Origin of the sequence: Cupriavidus sp. SW-Y-13 (assembly GCF_009793345.1) — a bacterium.
Lineage (GTDB): Bacteria > Pseudomonadota > Gammaproteobacteria > Burkholderiales > Burkholderiaceae > Cupriavidus.
Genome location: NZ_WHLX01000001.1, coordinates 405195 through 417426, shown reverse-complemented (window position 1 = coordinate 417426; position 12232 = coordinate 405195). Strand labels below are relative to the sequence as shown.

The following is a 12232-nucleotide window of genomic DNA, read 5'->3' as shown; positions in this document are numbered from 1 at the left end:
ACGGAGTCGTCATGACACTCTCCTCTTCCACCCAACTTCGTCTGGCACTCGTCGCAGCCCTCACGCTGGCTGGTTGCAGCAACGACCGCGCCACCTCATGGCAAGGCTATGTCGAAGGCGAATTCGTCGCCGTGGCGTCACCGTTTGCCGGACGTCTCGACAAGCTTTCCGTCGAGCGCGGCCAGCAGGTCACCCCTGGCGCACCGCTGTTCGTGCTGGAATCCGACGATGAACGCGCCGCACGTCAGCAAGCCGCCGAGCAGGTGCGCGTGGCCGAGGCGCAGCTTGCCGATATCCAGACCGGCAAGCGTCCCGTGGAAGTGGCCGTGAATCAGGCGCAACTGGTGCAGGCGCAAGCGCAGGCCGTGCGCAGTGCGGCACAGCGCAAACGCGACGACGCGCAGTTCGAGATCGGCGGCATCTCGCGTGCGCAGCTCGACGAAAGCCGTGCCACTGCCGAGGCCGATGCGGCACGCGTGCGCGAGTTGCAGCGCGATATCGACGTGGCGCGACTGCCGGGTCGCAAGGACCAGCTTGCCGCGCAGACCGCGCAGATCGATGCCGCACGCGCGGCACTGGCGCAGGCCGAGTGGAAGCTCTCGCGCAAGGCCGTCAGCGCCACGGTGCCCGGTCTCGTCTACGACGTGCCGTTCCGTCCGGGCGAATGGGTGCCTGCTGGCAGCGCCGTGGTACGCATGCTGCCGCCGGGCAATGTGAAGGTGCGCTTCTACGTGCCCGAGGCCGTGGTCGGATCGCTGAAGAACGGCCAGGCCATCACCATCCGCTGCGATGGCTGCGCGGCGCCGGTATCGGCAAAGATCACGTATGTGTCGAACGAGGCCGAGTTCACGCCGCCCGTGATCTACAGCAACGAGACACGCAACAAACTGGTGTTCCTGATCGAAGCACGCCCCAGCACCGACGATGCGTCGAAGCTGCGTCCCGGCCAGCCCGTGGAGGTGGTGCAATCATGAGTGGCACGGCAAACGGGAACGGCGAACTCGTCATCGACGTGCATGGCCTGAACAAACGCTTCGGCAACAAGCATGTGGTCAACGATCTGACCATGCAGGTAGCACGCGGCGAAATCTTCGGCTTCCTCGGCCCCAACGGCAGCGGCAAGACTACGTCGATCCGCATGATGTGCGGCCTGCTGACGCCCGACTCCGGCACGGGCACTTGCCTGGGCTACGACATCCTCACCGAGTCCGCCGAGATCAAGCGCAACGTCGGCTACATGACGCAGCGCTTCTCGTACTGGGAAGACCTGTCGATTCGCGAGAACCTCGACTTCGTCGCACGCGTCTACGACATGCCCAATCGTCGCGACGTGGTGGACCGCGCGCTCGAAGACCTCGGCCTGCAATCGCGCGCCGAGCAACTGGCGGGTTCCCTCTCTGGCGGTTGGAAGCAACGTCTGGCACTCGCTGCGTGTCTGCTGCATGAACCGCGTCTGCTGCTGCTCGATGAACCCACTGCAGGCGTCGATCCGAAGGCACGCCGCGATTTCTGGGAGCAGCTGCATCAACTCGCCGCGCGCGGTATCTCGGTACTCGTCAGCACGCACTACATGGACGAGGCCGAGCGTTGCCACAAGCTCGCGTATATCGCCTACGGCAAGCTGCTCGCACAAGGCACTGCCGATGAAGTGGTGGCGAGCCAGCATTTGAGTACGTGGAGCATCGAAGGTGGCAATCTTGCCGAACTGTCCGCACGATTGCAGGGCAAGCCCGGCGTCGATCAGACCGTGGCATTCGGCACCGCACTGCATGTGACCGGCCGCGATGCGCAGCAACTCGAACAGACGTTGAAGCAAGCCGCCACGGCCGATCAGCACGTCACCGAAACGCAGACCAGTCTGGAAGATGTGTTCATCCACATGATGGGCGGCGCGCAGGACAACATGGCCGCTGCGGCATCGGGCAAGACCGCGAAGCGCAAGGAAGGGACATGAGCACTGTGCGCAAACTCAACGGTATGCGTCGGTCGTTCTCGGTGCAACGCTGGTGGAGCATCGTACTGAAGGAGTTCCTGCAGCTTCGGCGTGACCGCATCACGTTCGGCATGATCGTCGGCCTGCCCATCGTGCAGTTGCTGCTGTTCGGCTTCGCCATCAACAGCGATCCGCGCCACATGCCCACTGCCGTGATCGTGGCCGAGCACAGCGATTTCTCTCGCACGTTCCTTTCCGCACTGGAAAACACCACGTACTTCAAGATCGTCCGCACATTGCCCGATGAAGCCGCAGGACGCGAAGCACTGCTGCGCGGCGATGTGCAGTTCGTGGTCAGCATCCCCGCCGATTTCTCGCGCAAGCTGCTGCATGGCGACCGGCCAGCGATTCTCGTCGAGGCGGACGCGACCGATCCCTCGGCGACGGGCCCCGCCATCGGTGCGCTGGCCCAACTGCCGGTGAGCGTCGCACGCATCGACCTCAAAGGCGCACTCGCGCCACTGGCTGGTGGCAAGACCGCGTTCGACGTCAACGTGCAGCGCCTTTACAACCCGGAAGGCATCACGCAATACAACATCGTGCCGGGGTTGATGGGTGTAATCCTGACGATGACGATGGTGATGATGACGGGCCTCGCCATGACACGCGAGCGCGAGCGAGGCACGATGGAGAATCTGCTGGCGACGCCGGTGCAGCCTATCGAGGTGATCTCCGGAAAGATCGTGCCGTATATCTTCATCGGTCTGATCCAGGCAACGATCATCGTGCTGGCCGCGCACTTCGTGTTCGCCGTGCCGTTCCTCGGCTCCGTGGTGGCGGTGTACCTCGCGGCGCTGCTGTTCATCGCCGCCAACCTGACAGTGGGCATCACCCTGTCGTCACTGGCGAGCAATCAGTTGCAGGCGGTGCAACTCACATTCTTCTACTTCCTGCCCAACATCCTGCTGTCCGGCTTCATGTTCCCGTTCGCGGGCATGCCGACGTGGGCGCAGTGGATCGGCAACGTACTGCCGATGACGTACTTCAACCGCATGATCCGCAGCATCATGCTCAAGGGCAGCGGCTGGATCGAACTCTGGCCCAACGTCTGGCCGGTGCTGCTGTTCACGGTCATCGTGATGACTATCGCCGTGCGCTTCTACAAGCGCACGCTGGACTGAAGGAATCCACGCCATGTCCAACGCTCACAAGCGGATTGTTGTCGTCGCCGCGCTGCTGGCTGCAGGCTGCACGGTCGGTCCCGATTTCCGCACGCCCGATGGTGTGCCCGATGCGCGCTACACGACAGGTCCGCAGCCCACGCAACTGGCTTCGACCGGCTATCCCACGCAGACACTTGCACCCGGCGACGTGCCGGCGCAATGGTGGACGCTGTTCCGCAATCCGCAGCTCGACGAGACCATCCGCATCGCGCTTGCGAACAGCCCGACGCTGACGCAGGCCAGTGCACGATTGCGCGAGGCGCAGGAGAATCTCGCCTCGCGCACGGGCGCCACGCAGTTTCCGCAGATCGATGCGAAGTTCGATGCCACGCGCCAGCAGGTGAACCTGCAATCGGTGGGGATCACGCAGTTGCCGAGTCCGGGGCCGTTCACGCTCTACAACGCCAGCGTGCAGGTTTCGTACGCACTCGACCTGTTCGGTGGACAGCGCCGCGAACTGGAAGGACTGCAAGCCGCTGTGGACTATCAGCGCTACGAACTCGAAGCCGCGCGTCTCTCGCTGGCCGCGAACGTCGCGACGACTGCGATCCGCGAAGCCGGTCTGCGCGCGCAGTTGGGCGACACGGTTGCCATCGCCGATGCACAACGGCGTCAACTCGGCATCATGCAACAACGATTGAATCTGGGCGGCGTGGCGCGCGTGGATGTGCAGCGCCAGCAATCGGAACTTGCACAGACCGAGGCATTGATTCCGGGACTCTCGCAGCAGATCGACGCCACGCGCCATCAGCTTGCGGTCTACACGGGGCAGACACCGGCCAGCGCGCAGCTTCCCGAATTCAGGCTCGAAGACTTGCAGTTGCCCGAATCGCTGCCCGTCAGCCTGCCCTCGGAACTCGCGCGCCGGCGTCCGGACATTCGCGCGGCGGAAGCGCTGCTGCATCAGGCATCGGCCAACATCGGCGTGGCCACCGCAAACCTCTATCCGCAGATCACGCTGACCGCGAGCGGCGGCACGCAGGAGATGCGCATGCGCGACCTGTTCAGCAGTTTCAATATCTGGAGCCTCGCGGCGGGTGTCGTGCAACCGGTCTTCCACGGCGGAGAACTACGCGCACAGAAGCGCGCAAAGGAAGCGGCGTACGAACAATCGCTCGGCGCCTATCGGCAAGCCGTGCTGCAAGGACTGCAGAACGTAGCCGATGCACTACGCGCGCTCGACGCCGATGCCGGCACACTGCAGGCCCGCGCCGACAATGCGAAGCAAACGCGCGACACGCTCGCCATCGTCAACGAGCAATACCGGCTCGGTGGCGTCAGCCAGTTCACGGTGATCGATGCAGAGCGCCAGGCACGGCAGGCAACACTGGACCTGGCGCAGGCCCGCGCGACGCGACTGGCAGATTCGGCGGCGTTGATGCAGGCGCTGGGGGGTGGATGGTGGACGGAGGAGGTAGCGGCGCGGTAGTGCGCGCCCTCCCACTACCCCACCAACGCCCGCAACCCATCCGCCGTCAGCGCCTGATACCCCAGCCCCACCAGCGGTGTACGCACTGCGTTGAGCAACGCTGCGTTGTCCGGAGCCGTCGCGCCATCGGGCAGCGTCATGTTGTTTTCGAATCCGATCCGTGCGTGGCCGCCGAGCATGACGGCGGCGGCGGCGCAGTCGGCTTCCTGCTTGCCGAAGGCGCACACGGCCCATTCGACGCCGGACTGGGCGAGGCCCATCTCGTCCCATGCGGCGAGGAATGGCAACAGATCGAGCGGGGACGATTTCTGGCCGGCGGAATAGCGGCCCAGCACGAACAGCACCCAGTGGCGACCTTCGGGAATCACGCCGCTGGCGCGCAGCGAGGCGTAGCGGCGTACGTCGGCGGCATCGTAGAGGATGTACTGGGCCACCACGTGCTCGCGGTGCATCCAGTGGAAAAATTCGTGTGCAACGGGCAAGGCGTCTGCATCCGGCGCGAGTTCGCGCACAGCAATCGACGCCGCTTCGGGACGCAGCGCGCGCACAGTGGCGATCTGCTGCGCCGGCTGGTAGATGCCGACTGCCTCGGTGGTCAGTTGCAGCACCAGCGCGTTGCCCACGGCCTTGCGCACAGCGGCGATCGCGGGTTCGTAGTCGGCCACTTCAAGGCTGTGCGTGGCATCGGCGCGTCGCACATGCAGATGGATCATCGCCGCGCCGGCATCGACGCACTCGCGCGCGCACTGCGCCAGTTCATCCGGAGAGATCGGCAGGCGGGCGTGATCGGTGTGGGTCTTGCGCGCACCGTTCGGTGCCACGGCCAGCGAGAAAGGGCGGCGCATCGTATCGTTTGTCATCTCTGTGCGTCTCAAACCGGCAGTACCGCGTGAACGGCCTGCGTGAATCGATCGACGATATTGTCGATGTCGGCTGCCGTGCAGATGAATGGCGGCGCGAATAGTACATGGTCGCCATGCGCGCCATCGACGGTGCCGCCCATCGGATAGACCAGCAACCCGTGTTCCATGCAGGTGCGTTTTAGCACGGCATGCGTCTTGCGCGCAGGATCGAGCGTGGCCTTGGTGCCGCGATCCGCAACAAACTCGACACCGACGAACAATCCACGTCCGCGCACATCGCCAAGATTCGGATGATTGCCGAGGGACTCCCGCAGCCGGCTGCGCAGTTGCTCGCCGCGTGCCAGTACGTTGTCCAGCAGCTTGTCTTCGGCAATCGTCTGTTGCACAGCCAGTGCCGCCGCACATGCCGTAGCATGGCCGATGTAGGTGTGCCCGTGCTGGAAGAAGCCGCTTCCGGCGAGGATCGCGTCGTAGATGCGCGCCGTCGACAGCATCGCGCCGATCGGCTGGTAGCCCGCGCCGAGGCCCTTGGCAATCGTGACAATATCGGGCACCACGCCGTCTTCCTCGCACGCGAACAGGTAACCCGTGCGACCCATGCCGGACATCACTTCATCGAGAATCAGCAGCACGCCGTATTTGTCGCAGACCGCGCGGATGCGCTTGAGGTAGTCCGCGACCGGGGGCACTGCGCCGGCTGTGGCACCCACCACGGTTTCCGCCACGAAACCCGCCACCGACTCGGGTCCCAGTTCGAGGATCTTGGCTTCGAGTTCATCGGCCAGACGCTGCGCGTATTGCACATCGGTTTCGCCAGCCGCCTGATCGCGATAGGCATAGCAAGGGGCGACGTGATACGCCGGCACCAGCAACGGCAGGAACGGCTCGCGACGCCATGCGTTGCCGCCAATCGCCAGCGCACCCAGCGTGTTGCCGTGATAGCTCTGGCGACGCGCGATGAAGTGGCGGCGCGCTGGCTGCCCCACCTCGACGAAATACTGGCGCGCGAGCTTCAGCGCAGCTTCCACGGCCTCCGACCCACCCGATACGAAGTAGACGTGGTTCAGGTCGCCGGGCGCGGCATCGGCCAATGTTTGCGCCAGGGTCTCGGACACTTCGGTCGTGAAGAACGACGTGTGCGCATAGGCCAGCGTATCCACCTGCGACTTGATCGCCTCGATCACGCGAGGATGGCCGTGTCCCAGGCACGAGACCGCTGCACCACCCGAGGCATCAAGGTAACGTCGGCCTTCGCTGTCGAACAACTCGATACCCCGGCCGCCGACGGCAACGGGCAGTTTCTGCTTGGGATGGCGATGGAATACGTGCGTCATGTCAGGGGCTTCGAGTGATGACTACAGGGGACTGCGCTTTTCAGGTGCCCAGTATAGGAACATCGGATGTTGTTTGCAACGTTTGTTTCATTCAACAACAAACGAGAAACATACAAATCCAAGGCATCCTCACGGCGTTCCAGTGACTTCGGCCCAACCTGTGCAACAATCGTTGCATTTCATTCCATTCCTGCGCCGATGTCCGTCATCCCCAATCCGCCGCAAACGCTCGATGCGCTGCTCACGCAATTGCGTGGCGAGTTTCCGAATCTCAGTGTGCAGTTCCAGGGCGGCGCCCGATATCTGCTCGACCATCCGCGCGACATCGCCATCCAGTCGATGCGAAAAGTGGCTGCCAATGCGGGCGTGCAACCGGCCACGCTGGTACGGCTGTCGCAATCGCTGGGATTCGAGGGATGGCAGGGGCTGCGCGAACTGTTTGTGGATGCGGTGCGCGAGGACGGCCGCCAGCCGTATGCGCGGCGCGCGCGCAAGGTGGTGCAGGCATCGGACAAGAGCAGCGGACCTGGCCGCAGGCTGGCGGAGATGGTGGAGGTACAGCATCACAACCTCGACGCGCTGCTCGCGAACAACACCGAGACGTTGCCACTCGCAGCGGATCTGCTGGCCGCAGCGCCCACCGTACACGTGGCGGGTTTTCGGTCGTGTTTTCCGATCGCCTTCACGTTCCACTACATCTATGGACTGTTCCGCAGTTCGGTGCGCCTGATTCGCGGCGATGCCGGCACGCTCGAAATGGAACTGCGTGCACTTGGCGCGAAGGACGCGGTGCTCGTGGCCGGGTTCGCGCCGTACTCGCAGGAAAGTCTGCGCGTGGCCACGGCCGCACGCGAGGCGGGCTGCAAGGTGATTGCGCTGACCGACAGCACCGTGGCGCCCATCGCGCTCGATGCAGACGTGACGCTGCTGTTTGCCGTCGACAGCCCGTCGTTCTTCCCGTCGATCACGTCAGGCGTGACGATGGTCGAGGCACTCGTCGAGCAATTGCTGGCCCGCAAGGGCAAGGGCGCCATCCGCGCGCTGGAGCAGACCGAAGGCCAACTCCAGCGCACCGGCGCCTACCTGCCCGAACGTGGGCGCTGATCTGCGGCGTCAGGCTTACTCGAACGCCTCGTCGCTCGGGCTCGCGTAAGCCTTCTTGATCTGCTCGTTCTGCGGCAGGTCGAACGACAGGTTCTTCGGCGGCACCGGCTTCTGAAACCACTTCGTATAGAGCGTGTTGATCTCGCCGCTGCGCATCAGGCCGGTCATCGCGCCATCCACTACCTGCTTGAAGCCCGGATCGTCGCGGCGCATCATGAAGCCGTAAGCCTCGAACGATTGCGGCGTGCCGACCACGGCCCAGTCATCCGGCCGGGGCGACAACGTGCGCGCACCGGATAGCAGCACATCGTCCATCATGAACGCCGCGGCACGACCCGATTGCAGGATCAGGAACGATTCGCCGTAATCCTTGGCGCTCTGAATCGTCATGTTCGCGCCCTTCTCGTCGTTGAGTTTGCGCAGGATGCGTTCCGACGTGGTGCCGGCATTGGTCACCACGCTCTTGCCCGAGAGATCGGCGAAATCGCGCACCGGACTGCCCTTCTTCACCAGTAGCCGCGTGCCGGCCACGAAATACGTGGTCGAGAACGACACCTGCTGCTGACGTGCCTTCAGGTTGGTGGTCACGCCGCACTCGATGTCGACGGTGCCGTTCTGCACCAGCGACATCCGGTTCTGTGACGTCACCGGCACCATGCGTACCTGCAGGTTCGGCGTACCGGTTTCCTTCTTCACGGCTTCCACCACGCGGTCGCAGATGTCCTGCGCGAAGCCCACCACCTTCTGGTTGCTGTCGTAATAGGAAAACGGAATCGAGGAAGTGCGATGCCCGATCGATATCGCGCCGGCCTGCTTGATCTTGGAAAGCGTGGGGCTGGCCGCCACGGCAGCAGCATCGGCAGCCAGTGCCGGCGCGGCGACTGACATGGCACCCGAAGCTGCGGCCAGCACGACAGCGGCACGGATTGCGGATGGGGTCATGGAATCACTCCTCTCGATGGGATGCGTCAGGATGCGTCGACGAAGCATCAACTGTTGCAATGTTAGACATTGAGCAACAAGTGTTCCATCATGGATTACCATGAAACAACCGTTCTCCGACTCCGGATGCACCGGAGCCGGGCGCCGGCTCTACCTTCACGCCCGATTTTGGGGATGGCTGCGCGATTCAGCGCTGGGTATGGCCTGTGGATCTGCGGCCTCGCGCGCCAGGTGCAGCGCATCGAGCAAGACGTCGTGATCGCCAATATGGTTGGCCAGCAGCAGGATCAGCCGTGCGTTGGCGGCCTGGCTTTGCGCGTCATCGAGATCGCGATGCATCTCGATCAGCGCCTCGTAGAAATCATCGGCGCGCGCGAGGTTGGGGGCGGTATTGATCGGCATCGGCCTGTCTCCGGGATCGATATCAGGCCATGGCCGGCGAATTCACCGGCGCTGACTGCGAGGTCGTGATCGACGATATAGCGGCGCATGTGGCGCGGGCCATGGCCTCGGCGATGCGCGTGGCATCCACCTGGCGCCAGCGCGCGCAGACGTGCTGGTCCGGTCGTACGAGGTAGCAAGTGCCCGCATTCGCATCGTAGCGACGCGCGGCCAACCCCAGCGCATCGCGCAGCACGGTGGCACCCGGCCACGCTTGCGCGGACATGCCCGCATCGGTGACGAACACCACACGAAGCGGAACCTCGCCATGCTGGAGTTGCCGCAACGCCCCGGCGTTCGCGGCATCGAGTCCGGCCGGTGCACCGAAGATCAGCGCCACGAATGCGTCGCCCAGATGCGGCAGCAACCACGGCGTGCCTGCAGCTTCGGCCACGGGCGCATCAACGCACACCGCGCCGGGCATCAGACCACCAGTGAATTCATCGACATCGGCTGTATTGAGCGACGATTCGCGCAACACGGCAGGCACCGACAGGCGCCCGCTGTTGACGAGTTGCCGCGCAAACGCGTGATCGCGCGCCAGCGTCAGCGCGGCATCGCGGAAGACGCGGCTCATCGCGCTCTTTGGCGTGATGAAATCCGTAGAACGTGTGGAGTGGCGGATGTTCTCGTCGGCGGCGTATTCGCGTTCGCGGGCGTAGGTGTCGAGCAGGCGGTCGGGCGCCCTGCCCTGCAGCACATACGCAAGCTTCCACGCGAGGTTCTCGGCATCCTGCACGCCGCTGTTCGCACCGCGCGCGCCGAATGGCGACACGCCGTGCGCGGCGTCACCCGTGAACAGCACGCGACCATGCCGGAAGCTGTCCATGCGCACACACGAAAACGTGTAGACGCTGACCCATTCGATCTCGAATTTCGCATCGGCGCCGAGCAGCGCCTGCACGCGCGGAATGACCCGCTCGGGCGCTTTCTCTGCCACGGGATCGGCGTCCCAGCCGAGTTGAAAGTCGATGCGCCACACGTTGTCCGGCTGACGATGCAACAGCACCGACTGGTTCGGATGGAACGGCGGATCGAACCAGAACCAGCGCTCGGGCGGGAACGGCGCATCCATCTTCACATCGGCAATCAGGAAGCGGTCACGGAAGGTGTGGCCGTGGCTCTCCTGTCCGATCATCTTGCGCAGCGCGCTGCGCGAACCATCGGCCGCCACCACGTAGCGCGCGCCGAGCGCATAGCAGCCATCCGGAGTCTCGATGGTTAGCACCGCGTGGTCGTCGTGCTGCGCAATGCCCACGGCGCGGCTCTTCCAGCGGATGTCGATGTTCGGCATCGTCAGCGCGCGTTCGAGCAGATAGCCTTCCACGTAGTACTGCTGCAGGTTGATGAACGCCGGACGCTGATGACCGGACTCGGGCAGCAGATCGAACTCGTACACCTTCTGGTCGCGCAGGAACACCTTGCCGACGTTCCAGCGCACACCCTTCTTCACCATGCGGTCGCCGCAGCCGAGCCGATCGAAAATCTCCAGCGTGCGCTTGGCAAAACAGATGGCACGCGAGCCCGTGGACAGTGAGCAGTCATCGTCAATGAGCACGACCGGCACACCGTGACGCGCGAGGTCGATGGCAGTGGCAAGACCCACCGGCCCCGCACCCACGATCACCACGGGACGCGGCCCCTCGGCAACATGCCCCGCCTGCTGCTCATCGCATGGCGAATAGGCGTAGGTCTGCCGCTGGTAGTCGATGTCGGTCATGGTGTCTCCGTGCGAATTTCTTTTTTGTTTTCGTGTTTGCTCCCCTCTCCCATGCAATGGGAGAGGGGTTGGGGGAGAGGGCTGGAAGTTCTGCTTGCCGACTGATCGCAATTTGCACCGCTGGCCCTCTCCCCCAGCCCCTCTCCCGCAACGCGGGAGAGGGGAGAAAACCATCAGGCTTGCGTGCGCCTCACCCCTGCAGCGCCGCCCACATCTCCTGATCCCGTTGCGCGGTCCAGATGCGCGGATGCTTGATCCCCGCCGCTTCATCGAACGCGCGCGAGACATCGAATGGCAGGCAGTGCTCGTAGATAAACACCTGGCCGAACTTCGGGTCCATCGATTTGCGCGTATGCGCCATCGCCGCCTTGAGATCCATCTGCCCAGCCACGGCCTCGCGGCCCGCCTGCAGCAGCGTGGATACGAAATCCTTCGTATAGGCGAGCCCCTTTGCCACTTCGTCGCGGTTGGTCAGTGCGGGGCCACGACCCGGCACGAGTTTCTCGGGCTGCAGCGCGGCCAGTGCATCGAGCGTGGCGGGCCATTGCTCCAACTGCGCGTCGCCGCAATAACAGGCCGCGTCGTACTCCACCAGATCGCCCGAGAACAGCACCTTCTGCTGCGGCAGCCACACGACCGTATCGCCCTTGGTGTGCCCCGCGCCCAGATGCGCGATGCGCACTTCGAGCTTGCCCATGAACAGCGTGATTTCTTTCTCGAAGACAAGCGTGGGCCACGTCAGGCCCGGCACCGTTTCCACACCGGCGAACAGGCGCGGAAAGCGCTCGATCTCGGACTTCATGTCGGCCTCGCCACGCTCGACGATCATCTCGTACGTGCCACGGCTGGCGATGATCTGCTCCGCACCCTCCGCAAAATAGGCCGAGGCACCCAGCACGCGCACCGCGTGGTAGTGCGACAGCACCACGTACTTGATCGGCTTGTCAGTGACCGAGCGGATCTTCGCAATCAGGTCCTGCGCCATGGCCGGGGTGGCCGTGGTGTCGATGATCATCACGCCATCGTCGCCAATGATCACGCCCGAGTTCGGGTCGCCCTCGGCCGTGTAGGCATAGGCGTTGTCCGAGAGTTTCGTGAAAGTGATCTGCTTGGCTTCCAGGTCTGCCTGCGATGCAAATGCCTTTGCCATTGTCTGCCTCGTATTTTTTTCGATGTGGGGGGAGCGGTATACGCCGCTGGTAGTCGAAGCTTAGGAAAACGACTATGCTTAGTCAATGACAAA

11 protein-coding genes are annotated in these 12232 nt (G+C 63.9%); 5 read left to right on the top strand and 6 right to left on the bottom strand.

Annotated features, from left to right (window positions below; all coding sequences use genetic code 11):
* The first annotated feature begins 11 nt into the window (after positions 1 to 11).
* The 4 genes from GA566_RS01940 to GA566_RS01925 are packed head-to-tail and all read left to right on the top strand — an operon-like array spanning position 12 to position 4585.
* Complete coding sequence (locus tag GA566_RS01940) at positions 12 to 974, top strand: HlyD family secretion protein (protein ID WP_160471393.1); 963 nt, start codon at positions 12 to 14, stop codon at positions 972 to 974.
* A complete protein-coding gene (locus GA566_RS01935) occupies positions 971 to 1954 on the top strand; it encodes an ABC transporter ATP-binding protein (RefSeq protein WP_137924079.1) in 984 nt (327 codons plus the stop codon). Before GA566_RS01940 ends, GA566_RS01935 begins: the two co-directional genes overlap by 4 nt.
* On the top strand, positions 1951 to 3114 hold the full coding sequence (locus GA566_RS01930) for an ABC transporter permease (protein WP_202126646.1): 1164 nt from the start codon (positions 1951 to 1953) through the stop codon (positions 3112 to 3114). The genes GA566_RS01935 and GA566_RS01930 overlap by 4 nt, the downstream gene beginning before the upstream one ends.
* A 13-nt stretch (positions 3115 to 3127) precedes the next feature.
* Positions 3128 to 4585, top strand: a complete 1458-nt coding sequence (locus GA566_RS01925; protein WP_160471391.1) for an efflux transporter outer membrane subunit — start codon at positions 3128 to 3130, stop codon at positions 4583 to 4585.
* A gap of 14 nt (positions 4586 to 4599) precedes the next feature.
* On the opposite strand, the gene GA566_RS01920 is transcribed toward GA566_RS01925, so the two are convergent.
* Together GA566_RS01920 and GA566_RS01915 are read right to left on the bottom strand one after the other, a co-directional pair.
* A complete protein-coding gene (locus GA566_RS01920; protein ID WP_160473199.1) occupies positions 4600 to 5430 on the bottom strand; it encodes a 3-keto-5-aminohexanoate cleavage protein in 831 nt (276 codons plus the stop codon).
* Positions 5431 to 5456: 26 nt separating this feature from the next.
* Positions 5457 to 6782: an aspartate aminotransferase family protein gene (locus GA566_RS01915; protein WP_160471389.1), complete on the bottom strand. Its 1326-nt coding sequence runs from the start codon at positions 6780 to 6782 to the stop codon at positions 5457 to 5459.
* 198 nt (positions 6783 to 6980) lie between these two features.
* Between GA566_RS01915 and GA566_RS01910 the strand changes: the two genes are divergently transcribed.
* On the top strand, positions 6981 to 7886 hold the full coding sequence (locus tag GA566_RS01910; RefSeq protein ID WP_137924075.1) for a MurR/RpiR family transcriptional regulator: 906 nt from the start codon (positions 6981 to 6983) through the stop codon (positions 7884 to 7886).
* A gap of 15 nt (positions 7887 to 7901) precedes the next feature.
* On the opposite strand, the gene GA566_RS01905 is transcribed toward GA566_RS01910, so the two are convergent.
* The 4 genes from GA566_RS01905 to GA566_RS01890 all read right to left on the bottom strand — a co-directional run bounded on the left by GA566_RS01905 (position 7902) and on the right by GA566_RS01890 (position 12139).
* Positions 7902 to 8774, bottom strand: a complete 873-nt coding sequence (locus GA566_RS01905; protein WP_237380246.1) for a glutamate/aspartate ABC transporter substrate-binding protein — start codon at positions 8772 to 8774, stop codon at positions 7902 to 7904.
* A 210-nt stretch (positions 8775 to 8984) separates the two neighbouring features.
* Positions 8985 to 9230, bottom strand: coding sequence for a DUF2783 domain-containing protein (locus GA566_RS01900; protein WP_160471385.1), 246 nt, complete (start codon positions 9228 to 9230; stop codon positions 8985 to 8987).
* A gap of 22 nt (positions 9231 to 9252) precedes the next feature.
* A complete protein-coding gene (locus GA566_RS01895) occupies positions 9253 to 10989 on the bottom strand; it encodes an FAD-dependent oxidoreductase (protein WP_160471383.1) in 1737 nt (578 codons plus the stop codon).
* 190 nt (positions 10990 to 11179) lie between these two features.
* Positions 11180 to 12139 (bottom strand): MBL fold metallo-hydrolase, encoded by a 960-nt coding sequence (locus GA566_RS01890; RefSeq protein WP_137924071.1) that lies wholly within the window; start codon positions 12137 to 12139, stop codon positions 11180 to 11182.
* Between the last annotated feature and the right edge of the window lie 93 nt (positions 12140 to 12232).

What these genes read in the sequence shown, in the direction of transcription:
- GA566_RS01900 (WP_160471385.1), bottom strand. Translation starts at nt 9,230, where the DNA reads ATGCCGATCAATACCGCCCCCAACCTCGCGCGCGCCGATGATTTCTAC.
- GA566_RS01915 (WP_160471389.1), bottom strand. Translation starts at nt 6,782, where the DNA reads ATGACGCACGTATTCCATCGCCATCCCAAGCAGAAACTGCCCGTTGCC.
- GA566_RS01920 (WP_160473199.1), bottom strand. Translation starts at nt 5,430, where the DNA reads ATGCGCCGCCCTTTCTCGCTGGCCGTGGCACCGAACGGTGCGCGCAAG.
- GA566_RS01925 (WP_160471391.1), top strand. Translation starts at nt 3,128, where the DNA reads ATGTCCAACGCTCACAAGCGGATTGTTGTCGTCGCCGCGCTGCTGGCT.
- GA566_RS01895 (WP_160471383.1), bottom strand. Translation starts at nt 10,989, where the DNA reads ATGACCGACATCGACTACCAGCGGCAGACCTACGCCTATTCGCCATGC.
- GA566_RS01930 (WP_202126646.1), top strand. Translation starts at nt 1,951, where the DNA reads ATGAGCACTGTGCGCAAACTCAACGGTATGCGTCGGTCGTTCTCGGTG.
- GA566_RS01910 (WP_137924075.1), top strand. Translation starts at nt 6,981, where the DNA reads ATGTCCGTCATCCCCAATCCGCCGCAAACGCTCGATGCGCTGCTCACG.
- GA566_RS01935 (WP_137924079.1), top strand. Translation starts at nt 971, where the DNA reads ATGAGTGGCACGGCAAACGGGAACGGCGAACTCGTCATCGACGTGCAT.
- GA566_RS01890 (WP_137924071.1), bottom strand. Translation starts at nt 12,139, where the DNA reads ATGGCAAAGGCATTTGCATCGCAGGCAGACCTGGAAGCCAAGCAGATC.
- GA566_RS01940 (WP_160471393.1), top strand. Translation starts at nt 12, where the DNA reads ATGACACTCTCCTCTTCCACCCAACTTCGTCTGGCACTCGTCGCAGCC.
- GA566_RS01905 (WP_237380246.1), bottom strand. Translation starts at nt 8,774, where the DNA reads ATGTCAGTCGCCGCGCCGGCACTGGCTGCCGATGCTGCTGCCGTGGCG.